This window comes from Psychromonas arctica DSM 14288 (assembly GCF_000482725.1).
Classification (GTDB): Bacteria; Pseudomonadota; Gammaproteobacteria; order Enterobacterales; family Psychromonadaceae; genus Psychromonas; species Psychromonas arctica.
In genome coordinates, this window is sequence record NZ_KI519479.1 from 1 (window position 1) to 19,848 (window position 19,848).

General features: G+C 37.3%; 14 protein-coding genes. 9 read left to right on the forward strand and 5 right to left on the reverse strand.

Going from position 1 to position 19,848, the window contains the following annotated elements:
* Positions 1-363 (forward strand): IS630 family transposase (locus H592_RS0115085; protein ID WP_028869497.1); only part of this gene is annotated, 363 nt, incomplete at its 5' end.
* Here H592_RS0115085 and H592_RS22495 read toward each other — a convergent pair.
* The 4 genes from H592_RS22495 to H592_RS0115105 all read right to left on the reverse strand — a co-directional run bounded on the left by H592_RS22495 (position 346) and on the right by H592_RS0115105 (position 3,825).
* On the reverse strand, positions 346-597 hold the full coding sequence (locus H592_RS22495) for a type II toxin-antitoxin system RelE/ParE family toxin (RefSeq protein ID WP_051369203.1): 252 nt from the start codon (positions 595-597) through the stop codon (positions 346-348). The two genes, H592_RS0115085 and H592_RS22495, sit on opposite strands and share 18 nt — an antisense overlap.
* Positions 598-1,218: 621 nt before the next feature.
* Positions 1,219-1,842, reverse strand: coding sequence for an NADAR family anti-phage protein (locus H592_RS0115095; RefSeq protein ID WP_028869498.1), 624 nt, complete (start codon positions 1,840-1,842; stop codon positions 1,219-1,221).
* A gap of 2 nt (positions 1,843-1,844) precedes the next feature.
* Positions 1,845-2,852, reverse strand: coding sequence for a phosphoribosyltransferase-like anti-phage protein (locus tag H592_RS0115100; protein WP_028869499.1), 1,008 nt, complete (start codon positions 2,850-2,852; stop codon positions 1,845-1,847).
* 64 nt (positions 2,853-2,916) lie between these two features.
* Positions 2,917-3,825, reverse strand: coding sequence for a hypothetical protein (locus H592_RS0115105; protein ID WP_028869500.1), 909 nt, complete (start codon positions 3,823-3,825; stop codon positions 2,917-2,919).
* 595 nt (positions 3,826-4,420) lie between these two features.
* Between H592_RS0115105 and recC the strand changes: the two genes are divergently transcribed.
* From recC to H592_RS0115130, 5 genes are all read left to right on the forward strand, one after another.
* Positions 4,421-7,873 carry an exodeoxyribonuclease V subunit gamma gene (gene recC / locus H592_RS0115110; RefSeq protein ID WP_028869501.1) on the forward strand — a complete coding sequence of 1,151 codons (3,453 nt, stop codon included), beginning with the start codon at positions 4,421-4,423 and terminating at the stop codon, positions 7,871-7,873.
* A 2-nt stretch (positions 7,874-7,875) separates the two neighbouring features.
* Positions 7,876-11,742, forward strand: coding sequence for an exodeoxyribonuclease V subunit beta (gene recB, locus H592_RS0115115; protein WP_084296301.1), 3,867 nt, complete (start codon positions 7,876-7,878; stop codon positions 11,740-11,742).
* The gene (gene recD, locus H592_RS0115120) at positions 11,736-13,886 is read left to right on the forward strand and encodes an exodeoxyribonuclease V subunit alpha (RefSeq protein ID WP_245600437.1); all 2,151 of its coding nucleotides are present in this window, start codon (positions 11,736-11,738) and stop codon (positions 13,884-13,886) included. The genes recB and recD overlap by 7 nt, the downstream gene beginning before the upstream one ends.
* 47 nt (positions 13,887-13,933) lie before the next feature.
* Positions 13,934-14,395, forward strand: a complete 462-nt coding sequence (gene ybaK / locus H592_RS0115125) for a Cys-tRNA(Pro) deacylase (protein ID WP_028869504.1) — start codon at positions 13,934-13,936, stop codon at positions 14,393-14,395.
* A 243-nt stretch (positions 14,396-14,638) separates the two neighbouring features.
* A complete protein-coding gene (locus H592_RS0115130) occupies positions 14,639-15,262 on the forward strand; it encodes a MarC family protein (RefSeq protein WP_028869505.1) in 624 nt (207 codons plus the stop codon).
* Between the two features lie 143 nt (positions 15,263-15,405).
* Here the strand turns inward: H592_RS0115130 and H592_RS0115135 are convergent, their stop codons facing one another.
* The gene (locus tag H592_RS0115135; RefSeq protein ID WP_028869506.1) at positions 15,406-15,762 is read right to left on the reverse strand and encodes a VOC family protein; all 357 of its coding nucleotides are present in this window, start codon (positions 15,760-15,762) and stop codon (positions 15,406-15,408) included.
* Positions 15,763-16,402: 640 nt separating this feature from the next.
* Here H592_RS0115135 and tig point away from each other — a divergent pair.
* From tig to clpX, 3 genes are all read left to right on the forward strand, one after another.
* Positions 16,403-17,710, forward strand: coding sequence for a trigger factor (gene tig / locus H592_RS0115140; protein WP_028869507.1), 1,308 nt, complete (start codon positions 16,403-16,405; stop codon positions 17,708-17,710).
* 114 nt (positions 17,711-17,824) lie between these two features.
* A complete protein-coding gene (gene clpP, locus H592_RS0115145) occupies positions 17,825-18,448 on the forward strand; it encodes an ATP-dependent Clp endopeptidase proteolytic subunit ClpP (protein ID WP_028869508.1) in 624 nt (207 codons plus the stop codon).
* Positions 18,449-18,467: 19 nt separating this feature from the next.
* Positions 18,468-19,766, forward strand: coding sequence for an ATP-dependent protease ATP-binding subunit ClpX (clpX, locus tag H592_RS0115150; protein ID WP_028869509.1), 1,299 nt, complete (start codon positions 18,468-18,470; stop codon positions 19,764-19,766).
* The last annotated feature ends 82 nt before the right edge of the window (positions 19,767-19,848 follow it).

The window sequence follows — 19,848 nt, forward strand, 5'->3', positions numbered from 1 at the left end:
AAAGTAAATAGTGATTATATTAATATTTTCTTAGCAGAATTGAGGGCACAACATCCGCCGGATCTGAGTATTCATTTGGTACTCGATGGCGCAGCTTATCATCGGTCAAATATAGTAAAAAACAAAGCGAATGAGCTTAATATTCAACTTCATTATTTACCACCTTACAGCCCCAATTTGAATCCAATAGAGCGACTGTGGAAAGTAATGAATGAACATGTGAGAAATAATAAATATTTTTCTAGTGCCCAAGAATTTCGAGAACAGATTGATCAGTTTTTTGAAAGTAAACTTCCTGAGATAGGAGACTCATTATCGAGTCGAATTAATGACAACTTTCAAAAGCTAACGCCTGCATCTTGAAGTGGGATGGGTATATAAGAAAAAATATTTATCGTTGATAACAGCCCCAATAATGGTTCGATAGCCGGCACTTTTTCCTTTATTACCAGCAGCAATGCGTTTTTTATAAACACTACCACCTAAGTCTGCATCAAAAAGTCCTTGGCTCATTTCTTTACAGGCATTAATAAGATCATTATCAGATAAAGCTTCTTTTTTTGTTAAAGAAGCAAAAACCTTAGTTTTATAGATCAAAGTATACTCCAGTAGGGTATGTTTTCAATGTAAATAAACTTGTATAAAAATTGAATTCAATAAAAGTAAAAGTAGAACGATACCAAATTCGATTAAAGCTTTATCTCAATTTATTACCGATCTTGAATTCAGTAACATGTTCATTGGAATAATAATAGTTGAAATATATTTGATTTTTTTGATAACTTAGATTTGAAGAGTAAGTGCAGAGGTTTTAGTTTATTTGCTTTATAAGTACCCAGAAAGTAATCGCCTGATAATTACTTGTCTGAATACTCATTCAATTTTGGTAAATTGAATCCCTTCGTGGAGTTATTATTTCAGAGCCCAATAAGGTAGACCATTGTGCAAGATACAGTGATATTTTTGGCTATCAAAGTTAATGGGTGCAGCACCTTTAAGTAATTAAAGGAGGTTGATTGGCATTCAACATAAAAACATAAAGTACTGATACAATTGATCTAACGATTGTATCTTAGCGAGACTCACCCTCAGAAAACTGACTCATCGACATTCCTTTAGTATAAAAACCGCTATTTACTATAATAAGTAAACCAACCTCAAACGGGCTTGTACAACACCCGAATAAGGTGTCGGCTGCGCGACACCTATTCTTGTTTGTTATACGTCGAACATATCATTTTGAGGATGTTTTAATATTGATGCATCTAACTCAAAAACTACCTTAATCGGATTGCCATATAAATTAAAATTATTTATGTCAAGAGGAAGAACATTCATAAAGTTAGACTTTTCATTATTGTTAATTTGCTCTCTAAGCTGCATCAATAATCTGCCTAGAGCATTCACTCCTACATAAATCCCTTCCTCTGTAGGTTTAGCACCCCAAAAATCATCTTTATTTGAAAGCTCAACTATTGGCATATTACTACTTTCTATTAATACAGAGGAAAAACGTTCCCAATTCTGTGCAAGCTTTACACGTAGTGCCCATTTCATTATTTTTATTCTTACATCATCCCAATCTTTACGTGTATGTTCACGAAAAGGCTTTCCAACCATCTTAGCTGTCATAGGACTAGATTGTTGTAAAATTCTTTCTTGAACTTCAGGCATATCAGGAAAACGACATGCTTGATAAAGAGCTTCTACGCTTTTAATCTGAATACCATTTACAACAACAGGAAATCCACCTGCCATATTAGAAAGTTCGCCCCATTTTTCTTTAGTTCTTTTAAAGGCTGCAACTTGTCTAATATCATATTGCCTGAATTCGTAGCTCATAATTACCCATACGTTTTTCGCTGCATTAGAGGATACCACTTACCAAAAGGGTGTGCTGTAGAATAAGTTGGATCACCCCACCAGAATGCTAGAGGATTATTATTTGGACAATTCCTAAAACTAAATACTGTAGAGCCAAAACCAAATCCATCAAACCGATGATAGCCTAAAGGTTTTACAACCTTATTAGGATCTTGGCAGTACCCTAGAATTTGTAATCCAGCTTTAACCATAGCTAATTCATACTGAGATCTACGAGTTTTAGAAAACACTTTGTTTTTTTCAAGTGTTGCATCCCTAAATGTTGGCGTTCGATCTTGAGCATCTATATACCGAACAACTTCTGGAATCTCCATTACAGATTCTTCAGGCCAGAATACATTAGAATTATTTTTATATTTCAACCTATTTTCTAGACGTAGCTCTTCAAAAGACCAATATTTAAATGAAATATCTTTATTGTTTTGTTTAGCTATTTCTTTTAATTTATTTTGAACATACCAAATACCGCCTTGATACCACCCCATTAAAACTACGCTTACATGACATTTTTGAGGAGCATTACCAGTTATCCATCTTCGCAAATCAGAAACAATTCTATTCCCTGAAAAAACGAAATCATCTAAATAGATGTAATGCTGAGAAATTGTATTAACTTTTGGTTCAAAGCCAAACTGTTCTACTACATTGTTTTTGACTAAAGAGTTTAATTCTTTCTGGCTGTTACCGTTAATTTGAATATCACACAAAGAAATCTGTGACCAAAATTCAGATTGATCTGATGAAGAAAATTTTTCTGAAACGATCAAATTAGAAATAAATTTTTCGAAGGACTCCTTCGTTATATAGGTTCTTTTTAATAATCTATTAGTCTCCTCAAGAACGACTTGTCGATCTTCTTCTTGAAATTGATTGACCCATCGCAAAACATGGTTTTCATCTAACTTTCCAAATTCACCATCAGCGTAATCAACTATCATGCTGGATATACTTTTTAATAATTCTTGCACAGAATATTCCTATAAATTTGTGAACACACTCGATAAATATATAGACGTTTAACGCCGCACTAATTTAGCACTCATTGGCCACTGGACTTTCAAAGCTAAAGTCACTATCAATATGTAACTGTAAAGCAAGCTCCACTTTACAGTTATCAATAAAGTAAGTTTCTTCATCCCAGTTCATTTCAGATATAATTGAATAATCATCGGACTGGAAACCATTATTATATTTAAATATTAAAGCTTGGATATATAAGCATGAAACTCTAGAAGCATGAAAAAGAAGAGCGATTAATTTGTCTCTTGTTTCCTCTTCTCCCCAATACTCAGGGTTATCAATAATAGGAAACACACCATGTGCAATATGGTTACGGATATTTCTAACAATATGTAGCCCGTAACTATTCTGGTCCTCTTCTACACCACTCATCCCTGTCAATGCTGGATTCAATTCCGAGCAGTAATACTCAAAGGTTAAATGTAAGTTATTTACAATGTGTTTAAAATACTTTGGTAAATTATCAGAGGCTAAATTATCAGCTAAAGTTGTTGCCCTCAAGCTTGCTTCCCTCAGCTTTTTATTTTCTGGGAGTTCACTTACACCTTCTGAAGATAAGTAAAAACGATCTACGAATCTGTACGTTTCCTCGAGTGCATTCGAGATAAACATAAACCTTGTAAGGACTGTCGAGTAAGCAGTAAAGTGCTTAGAATTTGAGTCATGTTCATCTGCTACAGGTCTACAATACCTACTCGATGAATCATCAGTAAACTTCCAAGCATCAATTTCAACTTTTTCTAATTGGCTCGCTAATTTTAGCCAATCTGAAATTACTTTAGTTTTAACAACTCTAACTTGGCCATGACGTTTATATTTACTTTCATTATCTAGAAACCTACAATATTCAGATAGCTCAAATAAGTGACCGGATAAGCTCCGAAATTTTTTACACGTCGGACACATTGATGCAGGCTTCATATATATCCTTGATTGCTAACATCTTATTAGATAACAAAATGCCACCTTTCCCGCGGAAAGATGCCAAACATCTAATGATTAATAATAGACTTAGACTACTGCAACTATCATTTTAATCAACAATTTAAAATAAAGTGTGAAATATAAGTCATGTAGAAAGACGACAAAATGCAATATTTACGGCGGAAAGATGGCAAATACACCTCACGGTGTAAATAAACATATATTTTATATGAGGAGGTGTTTTATGGGATCAAGGGGGCAAGTCTTTCATTTTGAATGTTGTAATATTTATACTTTTAAACTGGATTTTGAATACTTACACGATTAACACTCCCAATTAATGAGGCAAAAAATTAAAAATATGCATCACGTTTGACAGCCATCAATATTTTGAGAACGAAACTAAAATCTTTATCATCTTTAGTTACACTCTCAAAATATGCGTAAGACATAGATAGTTAATGTTCTATACCCAAATAATATTTAAATTGGCTTTTCTCCATCACTTCTCTAAAGACTATGCTTCAAACTATACGCAAAGTTATGTTATATAAGGGTATGATGTAAAAAACTTTTTTATAAGGTGGCGCGTGTGTTTAAAGTTTACCATTCCAATCAAATAAGCTTGCTGAAAGAGCTGGTGTTGGCGCTGATGAAGCAATCGCCATTAAGTCATCCTTTTGAAAATGAAACGGTTCTAGTGCAAAGTCCGGGTATGGCGCAATGGCTACAATTAGAGATTGCGCAATCAACGGGGATCGCGGCGAATATTGATTTTCCGCTACCGGCGAGTTTTATTTGGCAGCAATTTAAACATGTTTTACAAGATGTGCCGGATAACAGCCCCTTTAATAAACAATCCATGACCTGGCAGATAATGAAGTTATTGCCTGATTGTTTAGAAGATGAAGATTTCAGTGCCTTAAATGATTACTTAAAAGATGATACTCACTTGCGTAAACGCTTTCAGTTGAGCGGCAAAATTGCGGATATTTTTGACCAATATTTAGTGTATCGACCGGAGTGGATTGATAACTGGGAAACACTTGAAGCTAACCAAGTGAGCTTAGAGCATTTACAACCCGATTGGTTAGACGCGCACCTTTGGCAAGCTAAGTTATGGCGTTTATTGGTCAGTAATATCAAACAAGGTTTTCAAGCACAGGGCAAAGCTTATCACCGTGCAGGTTTGTACCAAGACTTTTTAAGTACATTAGCAACTAAAACAACCGCAGAATTAAGCCATTTACCAAAACGTATTTTTGTTTTTGGGATCTCCTCTCTACCCGAATCTTACCTGCAGGCTTTGTTAGGCTTGGCAGAGCATTGTGATGTGCATTTTTTATTAACCAATCCTTGTCGTTATTATTGGGGCGACATTGTTGACCCTAAACTGCTTGCGAAACGTTTTGCGCAGTCGCGTCCTAAAGTCAGTGTTGAAGGTGGCGCAGTGGCGGAGTTAACGGCCACTAGCTGGCAAAAAGATGCAGCGCATTTAGCCTGGGCAAGCAGTGGTGATGTTGAAAGTGAAGTGGGTAATCCGTTACTGGCTTCAATGGGCAAAATGGGACGCGATTTTTTATACCAATTATATAGCCTTGAACAACAAGAGATTGATGCCTTTGTGGATATTGACCGCGATAGTTTATTACACAATATTCAAGCGGACATTTTAGACTTAACCGATAGTTCTGCACAAACCTTGATTGACCCTACGTTGCGTATTGAAATTAGCGATGATGATAACTCGTTGAGCTTGCACGCTTGCCATAGTGTGATGCGTGAAGTGGAAGTCTTACACGATAATTTATTAGCGATGTTTGAACAGGACAAAAAACTCACACCTAAAGATATTATTGTGATGGTGCCGAATATCGATGCCTATGCTCCTTATGTAGATGCGGTGTTTAGTCGATCAAGTAATAGTGTCACTATTCCATTTTCTATCTCTGATGTCAGTGCGCAGCAAGAGAATCCTATTCTGGCGAGTTTTTTACAGTTATTGAACTTGCAACAAAGCCGTTATACACGCGAAGATATTTTAGCCTTGTTAGAAGTACCGGCTATTTTAAATCGTTTTGCGATTAAGCAAGATGAGTTTGATTTGTTACAACACTGGATCACTGAAAGTGGTATTCGTTGGGGACTTAATGATAATTCGGCGACCCAATGGGAACTGCCAGCGTTAACGCAAAATAACTGGTTGTTTGGTTTAAAACGTATGTTGCTCGGTTATGCGATGAGCGACAATTTATTTGAAGGCATTGCGCCTTACGATGAAGTGCAAGGGTTACAAGGTGACTTGTTAGGTCGCTTTATTGAGTTTGTTGATACCTTGATTGTGTTAGAAAGTAATTTAAATCAAGAAGTGAGTTGTGCTGAATGGCAGCTCTTTATTAATCAACTTATTGATGATTTTTATCTAGAAGATGAAGATAATAGCGTGTTATTTAGCCAAATTCGCCAGCAAATGCAAGCACTGACAGAGCAAACTGAACAGGCAAAATTTGATCAACCCCTAGCCTTAATGGTGCTGGTGGAGTATTTACAAGAACACCTTTCTAGCCAATCTAACAGCCAACGTTTCTTAGCAGGGCAGGTTAACTTTTGTACGCTGATGCCAATGCGTTCTATTCCATTTAAAGTGGTGTGTTTATTAGGTATGAATGATGGGTTATATCCGCGTTCACTCTTACCGATGGGCTTTGATTTAATGGTTGGACACCGCAAGCGTGGTGATCGTTCTCGTCGAGATGAAGACCGCTACCTGTTCTTAGAAGCGTTGTTATCGGCGCAGTCGAACTTTTATGTGAGTTATATTGGTAAAGATATCAGTGATAACAGTGAAAAAATGCCCAGTGTGTTAGTCAGTGAATTACTTAATTATATTCAGCAGAGCTTCAGGCTTGCTAGTCAATCAGTGAGTTTGATTGCAAGCGGTGAGTTAGAAAGTGGACAGCTTGAAAAAACGCTATTAGCTTCATTAACGCATCACTATCCGATGCAAAGTTTTAGTGAACAATACTTTCAAGGTAAACACAAAACTTATCAACAATCTTGGTGGCATGCATTAACGAAAGCGCCTGTGACAGAGGATGAAATTAATCAACCCTTGCCTTTATTACAAAGTGACCACGTTGAGTTAACATCATTGATTCGGTTTTTACAAAATCCTTGTCGCGCATTTTTTAATCAAGGCTTGAATGTGTATTTTGAGATTGATGAAATTGACCAAGAAAACGATGAACCTTTTGCATTAGATAACCTACAACAATATATGCTTAAAAAGCAGCAATTTGAAAATGGTTTAGATGACCAAGCATTAACTGAGTTATATGTTGGCTTACAAGCACAGGGTAAGTTACCCGTGGGTGAGTTTGCCACCTTGATTTTTAATAAAGATTTACAGGTGATGGTGGATTTAGCAGGCGTTTATAGCGGTTATTTCATTGGCGATATTGAGCAAATACAGGTTGATATTCCCTTTGATAAAAAACGCTTAATTGGCGCATTAGATGACCATTGTGAAAATGGGTTAGTGCGTATTAAACCGGGCAATATTAAAGGTAAAGATTTATTAAAACTCTGGGTTGAGCATTTGAGTTATTGCATTGTGCACGGGCAACACCTGAATGCGACTTTATTTGGTCAAACCAAAGGGCACTATTTTGAAGAGATCCCTGCGGATTATGCGCATAAACGTTTATCTGAATTGTTAGCGTTATATGAGCAGGGCTTACAGCAAGCCTTACCCTTTTTTGTTGAAAGTGCTTACCAATGGTGCGAGGCCGTTTGTCAATTACAAGCCAATGTTTTTGTATTAGAAGAGCTAAGCTTTGATACTCGTGCCGCTGGGCAACAAGCTGCCTTAAAAGTATTTCATAATAATCGAGGCTATGCCGAAGCCAATGACCCTTATATTAATCGCCTTTTTGATAATATTGAAGATCATTGGCAAGCTTTTGAGTTCATCGCATTACAGGTCTTTATGCCGTTATTATGCAATTTAAATGATTTAATATATCAACAGTGGGGAGAGGAGTAATCATGGTAGAAGAAAATTTAAACCTCGACCTCGATATGGGTAATGATCAGAGCAATAGCGATATTTCTGTAACCCCTTTACAGGCGTTAACCTTTCCACTGTTTGGGCGTCGATTAATAGAAGCGTCAGCGGGTACGGGGAAAACCTATACCATTGCGAGTTTATTTATTCGCTTATTGTTAGGCCATGGTAAGCAAGGCGATGCCCCGTTAGATGGAGACAATACAAGTGCTGATATTGGTCAAACTAACAGTCAAACTGCACATCGTTCGCCATTAACCGTCGATAAAATTTTAGTGGTGACCTTTACTGAAGCTGCCACAGCAGAGTTAAGAAGTCGAATTAGAGAGCGTATTCGTGAAACACGTTTAGCGTTTATTGCAGGCAGCAGTAAAGATGATTATTGCCAACAATTAATTGCAGATAGTAGCAACCTTGAACATGATATTCGTTTACTGCGTTTTGCTGAATTACAAATGGATGAAGCGTCTATTTTTACTATTCATGGTTTTTGTCAGCGCATGTTGCAACAAAATGCTTTTGAGTCGGGTAGTTTATTTCAACAAACCTTATTAGAAGACGATTCTGAAATTTTAAGCCAAGCTTGTAATGATTTTTGGCGCGCACATTTTTATCAATTATCTACGCCATTAACGGAAGTTATTTACGGTTATTGGGCGAACCCCGCAGCGTTAAAATCAGAATTACAGCAATGGTTGTCACGCAATGATTTAACGTTTATTCCTGCTATTACTGATTTTGATTTTAAAAGTAAATATGAGAAAAGTTTGAATGCAATTGCCGAGGTTAAACAAGCCTGGAATGCTGATAAGGATGATTACCTAGATATTATTACCCATTCTGGTGTCGACAAGCGTAGTTATAGTAAACGTAATTTACCGGAATGGTTTAAGAATGTCAGTGAATGGGCGTTATCTACCGAACTGGACTTAACCTTGCCTAAAAGCTTACCTAAGTTTTCACAAGCAGAATTAATTAATAAAACTAAGAAAGACGCTGCGCCAACGCATACAACCTTTGAGCTTGTTGAAGCGTTACTTGAACAAGATATTTCTATTAAAAATACTTTGTTGATTAAAGCGACATATTGGATAAAAGAGAATTTACAAAACACCAAGCAACAGCATATGTTGTTAGGATTTGATGATTTATTAACACACTTAGACCATGCGTTACAGGTATCGCCAGCAGGGCATTTGGGGCAGCAAATAAAGCAGCAATATCCAATCGCCTTGATTGATGAATTCCAAGATACTGACCCGGTACAATATCGTATTTTTGATACGATTTATGCGCAAGTTAGCATTGATAATGATGTGCTTAATGTTGCGGTGAATGATATGCCGGATCAAATTAAAGATGGCACTAAAGTGCAAGGGCACAGAGATCAAGTCGAACCATTAACGCGCTTTGATCAATCTGGTTTATTTATGATCGGTGATCCTAAACAAGCGATCTACAGTTTCCGTGGTGCAGATATTTTTACTTATATGAAAGCGCGTAATGCTGTCACCGCGCATTATAGTTTAGATAATAACTATCGCTCCAGTGCGGAAATGATTGATGCGGTAAATGGCTTTTTTCAACATCGAGTCGCACCGTTTATCTATGATCAAGATATTCCTTTTCACCCTGTAAAAGCGCCACCGATAAAACGTAAAAAGCTGGTGGTTAATAACCCCGATGATGATCAACAGACTGCATTGCAATTCTTACACGTCAATGGTGGTTTAAGCAGTGATGCCTTTAGGCATGCCAGTGCACAAGCAGCGGTCAATGAAATTAAAGCGTTATTGTTATTAGCGCAGCAAGAGCAAGCTTATTTAGAAGACTCTGAAGGTAATAAATCACCTATTTTGGCGAATAACATTTCGGTGTTAGTGCGTACCGGTAACGAAGCGAACATTATTCGTAAAGCGTTATTAGAAGAAAATATTAATAGTGTGTATTTGTCATTGAAGGAGAGTGTATTTGCAAGCACCTTAGCGCAGGATTTGTTGCGTTTATTAAGTGCCTGCTTGCATCCAAGTAATGAACGTTATTTACGCTCTGCGATTGCCTGTAAGTTATTTTCGCTAACACCTTATCAAATCCACTTTACCTTTTCTGACACCACCAGTTGGGAAGCTAAAATTGCTGACTTTACGCGTTATAAAACCGTGTGGGAAGAAAGTGGCATATTGGTGATGTTGCAACAGTGTTTTCATGAGCAAGGTATTAGCGCCAATTTATTAGCACAAAACCAGGGAGAACGTGCCTTAACGGATCTCTTGCATCTGGCTGAGTTGTTGCAAAAAAATAGTATGGTGTATGAAGGGGCCTTTGCGTTATTACGTTGGTTTAGTGAGCAGATAAATAATGCTAAAAATGAGCAAGGTGAGCAGAAACAGCGTTTAGAAAGCGAAAAAGAGTTAGTGCAAGTGAGTACTTTGCATAAATCTAAGGGGCTAGAATACGATATTGTGTTTATTCCGTTTAGTGGTTTATATCGTGAACCTAAAGAGTGTTTGTTTCACGATCAGCAACAACGTTTAGTGTTTGATTTAAATGGCGAAGATGCGCATAGAGAAAGTACTGCCAAAGAATTGTTAGCGGAAGACATTCGACTGCTTTATGTGGGGTTAACGCGCAGTGTTTATCGTTGTTATTTAGGCATTGGCCCTTATAAAAAAGGACGCGCTAAAGTCTCACCGTTAACCAAAAGTGCGCTGGGTTATTTATGTGTTAAAGCGGGTGAAGAGTTACAAGCTGGTGATGACCAAAAACTTCAGCACTTATTAAAAAGTGTGTGTGACATGTCGGAAAATATTGGTATTCGCAATGCACCTAAAGCGTTACATGAAACTTATCAAGCGACCAGTCAATCTGCAGCTGAATTAATTGCACCACAGCAGTTTACTGGCAGCATTGAAAAAAATTGGTGGGTAACGAGTTACTCGGCGTTATCTCGTTTCCATAGCGCGCCGACTATTGAAGATAAACAGACTAAAAAAATTCCAGAGGAAAGTGCTCAAGTTACAGAGCTGCTATTGCTTCAGCAACCTTCGTTATTACAACCGTCTTCATTACCACAAGAGCAAGTTAATAATGTATTTAGTTTTCCGCGTGGTGCAAAACACGGTACTTTTTTACATGAGTTATTTGAAGAAATTGATTTTCAAGATAGCCCTGCAGATAAATTGATCCCTTGGTTAACGGACCGTTTAATTATTAATGGTTATGAACCAGTAGAAGAGTGGGCGCCGATTGTCAGTGAATGGATAACGCATATTTTAGCGCACCGATTAGCTGCTAATGAATACCCTGAGTTATCGCTGTCGCAATTAAATGAAGCGCAAAAGAAAGTAGAGATGCAGTTCTTTATTCCGATGCAACCGATTGAAGCGTCATCGATGAATCAGTTGATCACACATTATGACCCTTTATCGGCACGTGCGGGTTTATTACAGTTCAATCAAGTGCAAGGTATGCTTAAAGGATTTATTGATTTAACCTTTGAATATCAAGGGCAATATTTTGTTTTGGATTATAAATCTAACTATTTAGGTGACAGTCTCACGGATTATAGTGAACAGGCTATGGCCGATGCGATTGTTGAGCATCGCTATGATTTTCAATATCAGTTATATACCTTGGCATTACACCGCTTGTTAAAATCACGCATAGATGATTACGATTACGATCAACATATTGGCGGTGTGTTTTATACCTTCTTACGGGGGATGCAAGGTGAGCACAATGCAGGCTCTTATTTTACTAAACCAAAGTTCGAACTGATTGATAAATTAGATAAGTTATTAAGCGGTGAGTTAAGTGCAGAAAAACTGCGAGAGGAGTTGTCATGCTAGATAAAAATAATCACCTTGGCACTAAGTCGGTACAAGGGATCATAAGCGAACAGCTCAGCTCCAGTGAACAGGATATGCTAGCGTTATTAAAACGCTGCCAGTTAAATCAACAAATTCGCCCAATAGACTTTCATTTTGCAAAATTTATGGCGCAATTAGGGGCTGATAATTTAATGCAATTAGCAGCTGCATCGGTAAGTCAGCAACTCGGTGGCGGACATATTTGCTTGCCTATCGATAAAATAGGCAGTTTGTTTCATCAACATTGTCTGCAGCTTGGCGTCGATTCAAAATTGGAAAGTGAACGTCTACAGGTGTCTTGTATTTTTCATGAGCAACAGCAAATGCACTATGCATTAAATGAAAGTATTTGTTGTGGTGACGATGCGCCTTTACGCTTGCAATATAACGCTTTATTTATGGCGCGTTATGCTGAGTTTGAACAACTTATTTCAGATAAACTATTACAACCGATTGCAGTGCAAGTAAGCGAAGAAAGCAAGGCATATTTAGAACTGTTATTTAAACCTCAGTACACATATTTATGGCAGGCGTGGCAACAAGATAACCGTCAATCGGTACAGGTTTTATGTGAAAAGTTTTTAGATGTTATTGATCATGCTGTCGTTGATTGGGGAGCGGTTTCCGCTGTTTTCAGTAAAGCAAACTGTGCGGATGATTTAAGCTCTTTAGCAACACTGATTAGCAATCATGTGCGTTGTGATTGGCAAAAAATAAGCGCCGCACTGGCGCTAACGTCTGCTCGTTGTGTTATTTCAGGTGGCCCAGGCACAGGTAAAACCACCACCGTGGTTAAACTATTGGCTTTGTTATTACATGCAGAGCCGGATTTAATGATAAAAATGGTTGCTCCAACGGGCAAAGCAGCAGCACGTTTAACGGAATCGATTACTAATGCATTAGCAGATTTAGATTTAGATAAAACCGTCGCACAGCTTATCCCTACTGATGCCAGTACCATCCATCGCTTGTTAGGTGTACGCAATAATAGCGCGCATTTTCGTCACCACGAACAGAACAAGTTAGTATTAGATCTATTGCTGGTGGATGAGGCCTCAATGGTTGATTTACCTTTGATGGCTAAGCTATTGAGTGCTTTACCTGATCATGCGCGTTTAATTTTGCTCGGTGATAAAGACCAATTAGCTTCCGTTGAAGCGGGCGCGGTATTAGGTGATATTTGTTCGTTTATTGAATCCGGTTATAGCCAACAAAAAGCACAGCAATTAGCTGATTTAACTGGTTTCGATAGTCTATTAAATCCAGCAAACACTGCATCAGTTACTGCACCCAAAACTGCTACGTCACCAACAAGAATGTCGGATAATTTATGCTTATTGAAAAAGAGCTATCGATTCGATCAATTCTCAGGCATTGGTTACTTAGCAACTGCGATTAATAAAGGTGGCATTACTGCAGCTAAGCTATTGCGACTATGTGAACAATACGATGACTTAAATTATTATCCCAATGACCCTCAAAGTGATGCCATTTTTGAACAACTCGTAATTGCGGGTTATGGCCCTTATTTATCTGATTTATGCGCTATTAATGACGATAACCGAGACCAAGCGAAAAAATTGTTGCAGCAATTTAATGATTTTAAAATTCTCTGTGCAACGCGTGAGCAGGAGTGGGGAGTTGATAACTTAAATCATCGCTGTGAAAAAATATTGCAAAAAGCGGGTTTATTAGCACGTCGTTTCGACCTCACACAAACTTGGTATCTTGGCCGTCCTGTCATGGTGACTGAAAACAGTTATCATCTAGGATTGTTTAATGGCGATATTGGTGTGTGTTTAGCAGATCAAAGTGGCCAATTAAGGGTTTATTTTGTGATGCCCGATGGTTCAGTGGCTGACTTTCAACCTAGTCGATTACCAACTCATCAAACGGTATTTGCCATGACGGTGCATAAAAGCCAAGGATCAGAGTTTAAACATACATTACTGGCTTTGCCTGACTATGCGCTACCTGTGATGAATCGTGAATTGATTTATACGGGTATTACACGTGCAAAAAAACAATTAACACTGATTGCTGATTTGTCGTTAGTGGCCAGTTCAGTGAGGAATAGAGCAAGTAGAAATAGTCGTTTAACCGAACGATTAAGCTCAAATTAATTGAGCGTTAGGTAGATACTTAATTTATTTATAATAGGCGAGTAAAAATGACACCGGCAATACTATTAGCAGAAAAAAATAAAATAACGTTTCAAGTACATCAATACAAACATGATAAAAAAGCTGAATCTTATGGTTTAGAAGCCGCTGAAAAATTGAATGTAGACCCATTACAAGTTTTTAAAACCTTGGTGGTTGAAGTTGATAAGCAATTAGTGGTGGCAGTGTTACCAGTGACGGAACAACTTAATTTAAAAGCTGTAGCATCGGCATTAACAGCTAAGAAAGCGCAAATGGCGAATAAAAATGATGTGTTACGTTCTTCGGGTTATGTGCTGGGTGGCGTCAGTCCGCTTGGCCAAAAGAAACAATTGCCAACCTTGATTGACGAAAGTGCATTGGCACAACAAACTATTTATGTAAGCGCTGGTAAAAGAGGGTTAGAGATACAGTTAGCAGCTCAAGACTTAGCAGACCTTTTATCGGCTCGCTTTGTTGATTTAACCTAATGTTTTTCATTTGATCCTGCTAGCGCTACGGTCTAGATTCTCCTTACATCTGCATTATGTTGTATGGTGAAGTTGAAAGAAAAATAGAGCCATTCGTTGACAGGTTTAAATCTTGACTAATTTCTTTATAAATACAGATTTATTTTAAATACTATCTAGCTTCTCAAAACGTCTATTTTAGCATGCGCTGAATTTTCTGGCGTAACGTCGGAAGCACTTTTTTAATTGTTAATGAGACAGTAGATGGAACAAGTAATCACCCTATATTTAAAGCTATTTTTTATGATGACACCATTTTTTGTGTTATCTGTTTTTTTGATCATGAGTAAAAGATTAACCTCATCTGAAAAGAAGCAAATCATTCTTAAATTAAGCATTACTGTGCTCATCATTAGCTTAGTATTTCTGATCTTCGGTCAATATATTTTCAGTTTATTTGGCATTACATTAGATGCCTTTAAAATTGGTGCCGGTACAGTGTTATTTTTAAGTGCATTAGAAATGATCAAAGGTGGCACAGAAGTACCTGAAGGACCAGAAGGTACTAATAAACGCGGTGTTGATTTTGCTATTGTACCTTTGGCTATTCCGGTAACAGTTGGCCCAGGGATGATTGGTATACTAATGGTTATTGGTGCTGAGCTAGATGGGTTAGCTGATACGATTGTGGTGGTATTAGCCTTGATAGCAGCAGTTGTTTCGGTCGCCGCAGTGTTGTTATTCTCTAATAAGATTCAACGTTTATTAGGTCAACAAGGTTTAGAAGTCCTGCCTAAAATAACAGGGCTATTTGTTTCTGCTATTGGTGCACAAATTGTATTCTCCGGGATCCACGGATTTTTTGTTGGTGCGTTGGCTGTTCAATAAGATAAGGTGCTGTGCTAACTAAATTAATAAAAAAGTTAACACAGCATGTAACAAACGATGAGATAAAAGATCTAACTAGCTATCAGGTTTAGCTACTAGGTTTAGTGATTAAAGCGATAGTCTTATTGAATGGACTACTTTTCTTATGATTCAGACCAAACTGCGAATTCATTGCCACTTGGTTCGGTAAAATGAAAACGTACGCCACCCGGAAAAGCAAAAATTGGAGTACATATTTTACCGCCGGCTTGCACTATTTTTAACTCAAGCGCTGCTATTTCCATGGTGTAAAATACTGTCAGCCCAGCACCATTAGCAGGACTTGACGTTAGTGGTGAACGATAAAAACCACCGTTTAGCCCGGATTTTTCGACGAACGCAATATAATCCGGTCCATAATCAGTAAATTGCCAGTTAAAAATTTGGGTAAAGAAGGTTTTAGTGGCCGCCAAATCTTTCGCTGGGTATTCAAGGTAATTTATCTTGTCGATTTTAGTCATGGCTTATCCCTTTTAGATATCAAATGATAAGTGCTTCATTGCTGAATTCGTATGCTTTAAAAATGTCTTATGCTGTTAATTTACCTAAACAGCATGATTTAATTTTTCTTTTAGTCTAGCTCTCGCTTGTTATATGTGGCTCAACACTAAAGGTATTTCATGTATGTCAGTTACAAACCACGTTGAATATTGAGCCGTTATTTAAGCAAGTATTTAAGTAAGTGCCTATGCAGCATTTAAGCAAGTATCTGAGTAATTATCTAAGCAATGGCCTGCAAGTATTTAAGCAGTTACTATCGCTGAATAATAAAATTTATAAACAGAAAGGGATCACAGGTCTAAAACTATTTGTTCTTTTAGCCGCTTATTTTTTATAAATTGTTAAAAATAGCACTGATCTTCTAAAAAACTGAGCTAGCACTCGGTTTTTACTATCTGCTACCTATCGACTATCAGCAAAACAGTGTCTATAATGGCGCGTCTTAAATTTCACTATAGAAATCATAAAATGATTTTTGATTAAGGTGTTATTTTATCATGCGGTTAGTCTAAGCAAATACACCTTAGTGATGAAAGCGAATAAATAAATAGGCTTTTATCAGTAAATACAATTTTTAACGTAAAAGATAAAGGAATTAAAATGCAAGTTTCTGTTGAATCTACACAAGGCCTAGAGCGCGTATTAACAATTACTGTTGCTGCTGAAACATTCGATAAAGAATTTGACGGACGTCTACGTCATTTATCTAAAACACAACGTGTTGATGGTTTCCGTCCAGGTAAAGTACCAGCATCAGTTATTGCTAAGCGTTTTGGCGCAGCTGTTGAGCAAGAAGTTGGCGGCGAAATCATGCAACGCAACTTTTATGAAGCTATTGTTGCTGAAAAATTAAACCCAGCTGGCGCGCCTGCTGTAGCACCTGTTGCTCGTAAAAAAGGTGAAGATTTTGTTTTCACTGCAACATTTGAAGTTTACCCAGAAGTAACATTAAATGAATTAGACGCATTAACAGTAGAAACTGTGACTGCTGAAGTTGAAGATGCTGATTTAGATAAAATGTTAGTAACATTACAAAAGCAACATGCTGAATGGAATGACGTTGAGCGTGAATCTCAAAATGATGACCAAGTAACTGTTGATTTTGAAGGTTCTATCGACGGCGAATTATTTGAAGGCGGTAAAGCGGAAGGTTTCCAAATCGTTTTAGGTAGTAACCGTATGATCCCTGGTTTTGAATCAGGTATCGTTGGTAAAAAAGCAGGCGAACAGTTCAACATCGACGTAACTTTCCCTGAAGATTACCATGCAGAACAGTTAAAAGGTAAAACAGCACAATTTGCAATCAACTTAACTAAAGTTGAAGAACAAACATTACCTGAGTTAACAGAAGAGTTCGTTAAAAAATTCGGCGTTGAAAGTGGTGACCTAGCTGCACTTAAAGAAGACGTTAAGAAAAACATGCAACGTGAACTTGAGCAAGTATTAAAAAATACTGCAAAAGACAACGTATTAACTGCATTAGTTGAAAACAACGAAATTGAAGTGCCTAAAGCATTAGTTGATGGTGAAGTTAACGTATTACGTAAACAAGCTATGGAACGTTACGGTAAGCAAATGGACCCAAGCAACTTGCCTGAGTTACCAGCTGAACTGTTTACTGAGCAAGCTGAAAAGCGTGTTAAAGTAGGTCTGTTACTAGGTGAAGTAATCAAAGTTAACGAATTAAAAGTTGACCAAGAAAAAGTTGCTGCATTAATTGAAAATGCTGCTTCTGCTTACGAAAACCCATCTGAAGTTGTTGAATATTACAAAAACAACAAAGAACTAATGCAAAACATGGAAAATGTTGCATTAGAAGAGCAAGCGGTTGATTTTATCATTGAAAAAGCTAAAGTAGCTGAAGTAAAAAAATCGTTCGATGAAGTAATGAATAAGCCTGCTGCTTAATAGTTTCTTTAACTATTAATTCAAGTGGTTATACATTTCAATGGCTCGGGTGATTTCACTCGGGCCATTTTCATTTTTAACGCAAACAATAAAAATAAATAATTAGGATGGAATATGACTAACCCATTTGCTGGAAATACGGAACAAATCAGTAACGCACTTATCCCTATGGTTGTTGAACAAACGGCAAAAGGCGAGCGTTCATATGATATCTATTCTCGACTTTTAAAGGAACGTGTTATCTTTTTAACCGGTCCTGTTGAAGATCACATGGCTAACGTGATCACTGCGCAGTTACTTTTTTTAGAGTCTGAAAGCACAGAAAAAGATATTTACATTTATATTAATTCACCAGGTGGCTCGATTAGCGCTGGTATGGCAATTTACGATACAATGCAATTTATCAAACCAGATGTAAGCACTATCTGTATGGGAATGGCCGCTAGTATGGGCGCATTTTTATTAGCAAGTGGCGCTGAAGGTAAACGTCATGTACTACCTAATGCTAAGGTGATGATTCACCAGCCACTAGGTGGTTTCCAAGGTCAAGCCTCTGATTTTGAAATACATGCAAAAGAAATTTTAGCAACAAAACAGCGTATGAATGAGTTGTTAGCATTCCATACGGGTAAAGATATTGAAGTTATTGCTCAGGACACTGACCGTGATAACTTTATGCGAGCTCAAGAAGCAGTTGACTATGGTATTGTTGACTCAATCTTAACTCGTAGAGCATAAATAAGGGATAACGATAACTATGTCCGATAAAAACAACAATGATGCTAATAATAGCAGCCTATTGTATTGTTCGTTCTGTGGTAAAAGTCAGCATGAAGTTAAAAAACTGATTGCAGGACCTTCTGTCTATATTTGTAACGAGTGTGTTGATCTTTGTGATGACATCATTAAAGAAGAAATTGCTGAGCTTACGAGTAATGCTGAAACCAGTACTAACAGCAATAAAAAATTACCAACACCCCATGAAATCCGTGCGTCATTAGATGATTATGTTATTGGCCAAGATTTAGCAAAAAAAGTGCTATCTGTTGCTGTTTATAATCATTACAAACGCTTAAAACACGGTGATATCGCTGATGGTGTTGAGTTAAGCAAATCTAACATTTTGCTGATTGGTCCAACGGGTAGTGGTAAAACACTGCTGGCTGAAACCATGGCACGTTTATTAGATGTACCATTTACAATGGCAGATGCGACTACTTTAACTGAAGCCGGTTACGTGGGTGAAGATGTTGAAAACATCATTCAAAAACTATTGCAGAAATGTGATTACGATCCTGAGAAAGCGCAACGCGGTATCATCTATATTGATGAAATCGATAAAATAACGCGTAAATCTGAGAATCCATCTATCACTCGTGATGTTTCTGGTGAAGGTGTTCAACAGGCATTATTGAAACTGATTGAAGGTACCGTTGCTTCTATTCCTCCACAAGGTGGGCGTAAGCATCCAAACCAAGAATTTATTCAAGTTGATACGTCTAAAATATTATTTATTTGTGGCGGAGCATTCTCTGGTTTAGATAGTATTATCGAGCAACGTATTAATACCGGTGCTGGTATTGGCTTTGGTGCAACAGTACGCGATAAAGATGCTAAAGCGTCATTGAGTGATACGTTTAAGAAAGTGGAACCTCAAGATTTAGCAAAATATGGTTTGATTCCTGAATTTATAGGGCGTCTACCAGTGGTTGCAACATTAACTGAATTAGATGAAGAAGCATTAGTTGAAATTTTAACTGCACCTAAAAATGCAATTACAAAACAATATGCAGCTTTATTCGGCTTAGAGAATGTTGAACTTGAGTTTCGTCCTGAAGCGTTAACAGCGATGGCTAAAAAAGCGATGACCCGTAAAACTGGCGCACGTGGTTTACGTTCTATTGTTGAAGCGGTGTTATTAGATACAATGTATGACCTGCCTTCAGTTGAAAATGTAATCAAAGTGGTTGTTGATGAAAATGTTATTATGGGTGATGCATCGCCTTTGTTAATTTACTCAGAAGAAGAAAATAAACTCGTATCGTCTGATAAATAAGCAATTAATAACAATAAAACAAAAAAAGAGGGCATTATGCTCTCTTTTTTTGTTTATACGCTTGAAAAAAAACTTAACATCC

What these genes read in the sequence shown, in the direction of transcription:
- H592_RS0115095 (WP_028869498.1), bottom strand. Translation starts at nt 1,842, where the DNA reads ATGAGCTACGAATTCAGGCAATATGATATTAGACAAGTTGCAGCCTTT.
- clpP (WP_028869508.1), top strand. Translation starts at nt 17,825, where the DNA reads ATGACTAACCCATTTGCTGGAAATACGGAACAAATCAGTAACGCACTT.
- recB (WP_084296301.1), top strand. Translation starts at nt 7,876, where the DNA reads ATGGTAGAAGAAAATTTAAACCTCGACCTCGATATGGGTAATGATCAG.
- ybaK (WP_028869504.1), top strand. Translation starts at nt 13,934, where the DNA reads ATGACACCGGCAATACTATTAGCAGAAAAAAATAAAATAACGTTTCAA.
- H592_RS0115130 (WP_028869505.1), top strand. Translation starts at nt 14,639, where the DNA reads ATGGAACAAGTAATCACCCTATATTTAAAGCTATTTTTTATGATGACA.
- clpX (WP_028869509.1), top strand. Translation starts at nt 18,468, where the DNA reads ATGTCCGATAAAAACAACAATGATGCTAATAATAGCAGCCTATTGTAT.
- tig (WP_028869507.1), top strand. Translation starts at nt 16,403, where the DNA reads ATGCAAGTTTCTGTTGAATCTACACAAGGCCTAGAGCGCGTATTAACA.
- recD (WP_245600437.1), top strand. Translation starts at nt 11,736, where the DNA reads ATGCTAGATAAAAATAATCACCTTGGCACTAAGTCGGTACAAGGGATC.
- H592_RS0115105 (WP_028869500.1), bottom strand. Translation starts at nt 3,825, where the DNA reads ATGAAGCCTGCATCAATGTGTCCGACGTGTAAAAAATTTCGGAGCTTA.
- H592_RS0115135 (WP_028869506.1), bottom strand. Translation starts at nt 15,762, where the DNA reads ATGACTAAAATCGACAAGATAAATTACCTTGAATACCCAGCGAAAGAT.